Below are 6,331 nucleotides of genomic sequence, written 5' to 3' on the forward strand. Positions count from 1 at the left end.
TAAACATTTGGCTTACATTAAGTCTTTAAGTTGATAAATTAGTTCATTATTGTTATTTTTTAAGGTTAGTTGATTATTTTTTAAATTGATTTTTGTACCTTCAGTAATTAAGTTCTCAATAATATAATCTAATTGATTTAATTGATCATCATTACAAAGCATTTTAGTCATCACAATACCACTACCTTTTATGCTACCGTTGTCTAAAGTAACTTTACCAGAAAAATGGTTACACATTTTACCTGTAATTGTCATATTTTCCCCAAATATAAGCTCTGCTTGATCATCTAACGGAATATCTTGACCATTTACTTTTGTGAGTACAAAACGGTGGTGCATGAGATCGGTCTCTTGTAAAGTACTTGAGTCACTACATCCTGATAAAGCCAGTGAAGCCGTAAATAGAGCAGTTAACAAAAACGTTTTTTTCATTTGAACTCCTAATAATAGGTTAAGTTTGTTATAATTAGGCATTAATGAGACTTTAATTAAAATATTTGACACGCTATGCTATCTCAACAGCAATTAAAAAATCTTGACTCAATGACTTTCCTAAATAAGCATAAAATAATAAAATTAGCTAAGAAAAGTCAAACTATAGCTGATATAGATTCTGCCATACAAGATGCTAACTTACATTATCAATGCAGAATAGAATCGTTACCGAAAAATATTGTTTTTCCCCAAAATTTGCCTGTAATTGAAAAAAAACAAGAAATTTATGATGCTATTAAACATAATCAAGTGATTATAATTGCTGGTGAAACTGGCTCGGGAAAAACAACACAAATTCCCAAAATCTGTTTAGAATTAGGCTTAGGCGTGAAAGGCTATATTGGTCATACTCAACCAAGACGATTAGCGGCACGTTCAGTAGCTAATCGTATCGCTGAAGAGCTAAAAACAGAAATAGGGCAGTTAGTTGGTTTTAAAGTAAGATTTTCCGATCATGTCAGTGACACAACCCTGATTAAATTAATGACCGATGGTATATTGCTTGCTGAAATTCAGAAAGATAAACTCTTACTACAATATGATACTATTATTATTGACGAAGCTCATGAACGCAGTTTGAATATTGATTTTATTTTAGGCTATCTTAAGCAATTATTATCTAAACGCCCAGACTTAAAAGTCATAATAACATCAGCGACTATTGATGTGGAACGTTTTTCTAAACACTTCAATGAGGCTCCGATTATTGAAGTATCGGGTCGTACCTATCCTGTCGAGGTTAGATATCGTCCCCCAATCCTGAAAGAAGATGATAATAATGATAAAAGTTGTGATTTTCAACCGATTATAGATGCCATTGATGAATTATCAACTGAAAGTCTTGGGGATATATTAATCTTTTTAACAGGAGAACGAGAAATTCGAGATCTTGCCGATACACTTAATAAGTTAGAACTTCGTCATACGGATATTTTGCCATTATATGCAAGGTTATCAGCATCAGAACAAAATCGAATTTTTCAATCACATACTAAACGTCGAATTGTCCTTGCTACTAATGTGGCAGAAACATCATTAACCGTTCCAGGCATTAAATATGTGATCGATTCGGGATTAGCCAGAATTAGTCGTTATAGTTACCGAACTAAAGTTCAACGTTTACCTATTGAACCAATATCACAAGCCTCTGCCAATCAGCGTAAAGGACGTTGTGGACGAACATCTAATGGTATCTGCATACGTTTATATGATGAACAAGATTTTTTATCTCGCCCCAAATTTACCGAACCCGAAATATTGCGAACCAATTTGGCTTCAGTAATATTACAAATGACATCATTAGGCTTAGGCGATATTGCCGCTTTTCCTTTTGTTGAAAAACCTGATTCAAAATATATTCGTGATGGACTTCGCTTATTAGAAGAACTTGGGGCAATTTATACCATACAGAATAGATATCATTTAACTGAAATAGGTAAAATTTTAGCACAATTACCAATTGATCCAAGATTAGCTAGGATGTTGGTTGAAGCAAGGCGCCTAGGGTGCATTAAAGAAATAATGATAATTACTGCTGCTTTATCGATTCAAGATCCAAGAGAAAGACCTTTCGATAAACAGCAAGCTTCGGATGAGAAACATCGTCGTTTTGTTGATAAGGAGTCAGATTTTATTTCTTTAATTAATTTATGGAACTACATTAAAGAACAACAGAACTTATTATCAGGGAATCAATTTAGACGATTATGCCAAAAAGAGTTTTTAAATTATCTTCGAATCCGTGAATGGCAAGATGTCTATACGCAAATTAGACAAACAATTAAGCAATTAGCGTTTCCGATTAATAGTAAAGAAGCTGATTATAATTCATTACATATTTCGTTACTAAGCGGTTTACTATCTCATATTGGAATAAAAGAGCTTGAAAAGCGTGAGTATATAGGTGCACGTAATATAAAATTTGCAATTTTTCCTAATTCAGCACTTTTCAAAAACCAACCCAAATGGTGTATTGCTTGTGAACTTGTTGAAACAAATAGATTATGGGGAAGAACAGCAGCAAAAATTGAAGCTGAATGGATTGAACCTATAGCTAAACATTTAGTGAAATATAACTATAACGAACCTAGGTGGTCTAAAAAGCAGGGCACAACAATAGCAAACGAAAAAGTAACTTTATTTGGGTTACCAATTGTTACTAATAGAATAGTAAATTACAGTAAAATTGATCCTATTTTAAGTCGCACTCTGTTTATTCGACATGCATTAGTTGAAGGTGATTGGTTCACAAATCATAAATTTTACAAGCAAAATCAAAAGTTGATTAATGAAGTTGAAGATTTAGAACATAAATCACGTCGTCAGGATATTTTAATTGATGATGATGAATTATTTGATTTCTATGATAAACGCATAGATAAATCCGTTATTTCATCTAGACATTTTGATAAATGGTGGATGCAGAAACAAAAATCTGATCCTGATTATCTTAATGTACAAAAAGAGATGCTGATCAGGCAATCAGCACAATTAATTAACTTAAATGATTTTCCTGATTTCTGGTATCAAGATCATTTTAAGCTAGCACTTAGTTATCACTTTGATATTGGTCATAACCGTGACGGTGTCACCATAAAAATTCCACTTGATATCTTAAACCAAATTAAAAACAAGGGATTCGATTGGCAAGTGCCAGGTTTTAGAAAAGATTTAATAATTACATTGATCAAATCATTGCCTAAATCTTTACGACGAAACCTTGTCCCTGCACCAAATTATGCAGATGCATTTTTAGATAGGGTAGATACAACAGAAAAACCGCTTCTTGAATGCTTAGAAAATGAATTTCATAAAATGACTGGTGTTAAAATTACATCAGAAAATTGGCAATTAGAACAAGTCCCTGAACATTTAAAAATGAATTTTAGTATTATTGATAGTAATAATAACGAAATTGCTTCAAGTAAAGATCTTGATATGCTAAAACAGCAACTCAAAACTCAACTTCAACAAGCTTTATCATCTATTACTATTAATAAAAAAGATAACTCAATTGAGCAAAATAATTTGACAGATTGGACATTTGGAAAACTTCCTGATGTTTATGAAGAAAAACAAAAAAACTATACTATTAAGGCTTATCCAGCAATTATTGATAATCAAAATTCCGTAAGTATAAAGTTAGTTGATAATCAATCAGAGCAACGAAGATTAACTAAATTAGGTTTAAGACGCTTATTAATGCTTAATATTCCCTCTCCAATCAAGTATTTACATGAAAAATTACCCAATAAATCGAAATTAAGTTTATATTTTAATTCGTTTGGTAACGTGTTAATGCTTATTGATGATTGTATCGCTTGTGGTGTTGATTATTTAATTGAAACAAATAATAAAGCAATACATTCAACTGATGATTATCAGCAATTACTTAATTATACTAAAACTCATATTAATGAAATAGTTGTTGATATTGCTAAGCAAGTCGAATTAATACTAACTTTGCATTTTAGCATTAATAAAAAGTTAAAAGGGAGCGTTGATTTATCTTTAGCATTTGCCTTGTCAGATATCAAACAGCAACTTAATAGATTAGTTTATAAAGGATTTGTTGCTCAATCAAGTTATAGAAGATTGAATGATATCTCTCGATATTTATCGGCTATTGAGAAAAGAATTGAAAAATTATTTCAAAATGTGGCAAGAGATAGACAATCAATGAGTATTATAGAAGATATTCAGAATCAGTATGATAATTGGATTAATCGTTTACCAAACAATCAACGATCAGACACTAAAGTGACAGATATTCGTTGGATGATTGAAGAATTAAGAGTAAATTTATTTGCGCAACAGCTTGGTACATCATATCCAATTTCAGCAAAACGCATCAAACAGCAAATTGATGTAATTAAATCACAACTATAGGTTCTACCAAAAAATAGGGCGCTTATGCGCCCGATTATCTATATAAACTATCGATACAGATCTACATAAACAGTTATATTTGGACCATTTGCATCATGGGCGATTCTAGCAATATGATAATACTTGGCCCCAGCATCAATAGCTCGTTTACCCGCTTGATATGAAATTTCCTGATCAGTTACATAGTAACCTCTGAATTTAATTGTATCAAATGCAACCATTTTTGCTGCAGTTGCATCATTCAATTCTTGGATCTTCCGTCCATCGGGAAGAGTGACAGTGTAACGTGTAATGCGTTGTGGCTCAGTTGTTATCGTCGTAACTTGAGATGCTGAAGCATTAGTTGTTCCAGACGTTGTTGCTTTGTGTGTGGCTTGATTAATGACTTTTACTTTATTATTAAATTTATCGGCATAAAATTTTTCATTAAAAGCTGAAGGAGAATAATAGCCAGGTTTTTCTACCTGCATAGCCGCATCACCACCTTGTGCAAGAGCTTGTTGACCAGCTTCAGAGTCATATGGAATTGCATCCTCAGGTTGAAGTTTACGTTCAGGTGCATCTTTCTTAAACAAATAAGCAGCAACTTGTATATTACTACCTAATTCACTACGTGAATCAATATAATAAGCATACGCACCTTTTGCTGATGCTTCTCTAGCAATTGCTTGGTTAATATCATATTCACTGGGAAAATAACCACGAATACGCACAATGTTGAAAGGCTCTAAACGTATGGCTTTAGATTTTGGATATTCATAAATACCTTCAAACTTGCGAAGGCTTTCAGCTTGTTCTTCTGATTTAGGAGCATCGGCTTTATATAATTTCGCATACACAATTCTTAAAGTATCATTCGAAGGGCTGATATTAGTTGTGGTTATATAAAAGGAAGCAGCTCCTTCTTTATCAGCAGCTCTTGACATTGCCATAACATAATCACTATCAGTATAAAAAGCTCCTCGGATGGTTATACTCTTAAATGATTGTAAACCTTTAGCTTGTTGTTCCGTTAATTGCTGAGAGGCAAACGAAGAAAAAGAGGTTATGGCCAAACTTGCTAAAATGATCGTTTTCTTTAAACTTGTCATATATTAAGACCTTACTAAAATTATTCTGATTATTTTAACATAAATAAATCTAATTACCTAAATCTATTAAACCGTTTAGATTTTTGATAAATAAATATTTTCCTCTAGCTAATAAAATATTTTGTTCTTGCAACTTTGATAAATTTCTGCTAACTGTTTCAATTGTTAAACCTAAATAGTTAGCGATATCGGCTCGGCTCATCATGAGCTTAATATTCAATGAAGAATGACCTTTCTTTTCATAGCGCTGATAAAGTGAATAAATAAAAGTTGCTACTCGCTCATCAGCCTTTTTTTGAGAATAGCATAATACTAATTTTTGGTAATTATAAATATCAGAGCTTAACAAATTAAACACAAGATCTCTAATATTTTTTTTGGTATCAACTAACGACATCAGCTCATCATAATAAAGCTCACAAACTAATGTATTACTAAGAGCTTGAATATTATTGTTATACACTTGAGTTGCAATTGAATCTAAGCCAACAATATCTCCTGGTAAATAAAAGCCATTAACTCGTTGATGATTATCAGAAGTTGTAACAAAAGTTTTTAATGCCCCCGAATGAATAATATAAAATTTAGTAAAGGGTGTATTAGATTTTGCTAGGATTTCATTTTTAGCATAAGATATTTTTCGTTCTAATATACTGTCTAATTTATTGTTAAGCAACATGGGAATGCAGAAAGATCCCATACTACATAATTCACATGGAACGGAATAACTTTTTGAACGTAATGTCTTAAAAATATTTTGCATATTAACGAAAGGAAATAATTAAAATTTATTAATTTATTAGAGTAGCATATTTTATAATAAAACAACAATTGCTCATTAATTAATATTTATATTT

At 31.6% G+C, this 6,331-nt stretch carries 3 protein-coding genes and 2 pseudogenes; 1 reads left to right on the forward strand and 4 read right to left on the reverse strand.

Features of this window, described 5'->3' with window-relative positions; all coding sequences use genetic code 11:
* Nucleotides 1-12 precede the first annotated feature (12 nt).
* Nucleotides 13-432, reverse strand: a complete 420-nt coding sequence (locus A9G44_RS05115) for an META domain-containing protein (RefSeq protein ID WP_065609538.1) — start codon at nucleotides 430-432, stop codon at nucleotides 13-15.
* 75 nt (nucleotides 433-507) lie between these two features.
* Here A9G44_RS05115 and hrpA point away from each other — a divergent pair, with 75 nt between their 5' ends.
* Nucleotides 508-4,383, forward strand: coding sequence for an ATP-dependent RNA helicase HrpA (gene hrpA, locus A9G44_RS05120; protein WP_143426316.1), 3,876 nt, complete (start codon nucleotides 508-510; stop codon nucleotides 4,381-4,383).
* Nucleotides 4,384-4,430: 47 nt separating this feature from the next.
* Here hrpA and A9G44_RS13985 read toward each other — a convergent pair.
* From A9G44_RS13985 to A9G44_RS05130, 3 genes and pseudogenes are all read right to left on the reverse strand, one after another.
* Nucleotides 4,431-4,916 (reverse strand): annotated as a pseudogene (locus A9G44_RS13985) (YdgH/BhsA/McbA-like domain containing protein); the annotation flags it as partial.
* 45 nt (nucleotides 4,917-4,961) lie between these two features.
* Nucleotides 4,962-5,474: pseudogene (locus A9G44_RS13990) on the reverse strand (YdgH/BhsA/McbA-like domain containing protein); the annotation flags it as partial.
* A gap of 49 nt (nucleotides 5,475-5,523) precedes the next feature.
* Nucleotides 5,524-6,237 carry a helix-turn-helix domain-containing protein gene (locus tag A9G44_RS05130; protein WP_080702357.1) on the reverse strand — a complete coding sequence of 238 codons (714 nt, stop codon included), beginning with the start codon at nucleotides 6,235-6,237 and terminating at the stop codon, nucleotides 5,524-5,526.
* Nucleotides 6,238-6,331 lie beyond the last annotated feature (94 nt).

This window comes from Gilliamella sp. Occ4-3, from assembly GCF_001690675.1.
GTDB classification, from domain to species: Bacteria; Pseudomonadota; Gammaproteobacteria; order Enterobacterales; family Orbaceae; genus Gilliamella; species Gilliamella bombi.